Annotated in this window: 1 pseudogene; it reads left to right on the forward strand. The window is 71.8% G+C overall.

The features are described from left to right. A pseudogene (manB, locus tag AB0C16_RS40680) lies at window positions 1–429 on the forward strand (phosphomannomutase/phosphoglucomutase); the annotation flags it as partial.

The following is a 429-nucleotide window of genomic DNA, read 5'->3' on the forward strand; positions in this document are numbered from 1 at the left end:
CGTGGACCTCCAGGCCCGCGTCCTCGCCGAGGGCGCCGACCTCGGCCTCGCCTTCGACGGCGACGCGGACCGCTGCTTCGTGGTCGACGAGCAGGGCGCGGGCGTCTCCCCCTCCGCGCTCCCCGCCCTGGTGGCCGCCCGCGAGCTGGCCCGCAACGGCGGCGAGGGTATCGTCATCCACAACCTGATCACCTCCTGGTCCGTCCCCGAGGTGGTCCGCGAGAACGGCGGCACCCCGGTCCGCACCCGGGTCGGCCACTCCTTCATCAAGACGGAGATGGCGCGGCACGGAGCGATCTTCGGAGGCGAGCACTCGGCGCACTACTACTTCCGCGACTTCTGGAACGCCGATACGGGCATGCTCGCCGCCCTCCACGTACTCGCCGCACTCGGCAACCAGCAGAAGCCGCTCTCCGAGCTGGTGGCGGA

Origin of the sequence: Nonomuraea sp. NPDC048916 (assembly GCF_040649575.1) — a bacterium.
In the GTDB taxonomy this organism is placed as follows: Bacteria; Actinomycetota; Actinomycetes; order Streptosporangiales; family Streptosporangiaceae; genus Nonomuraea.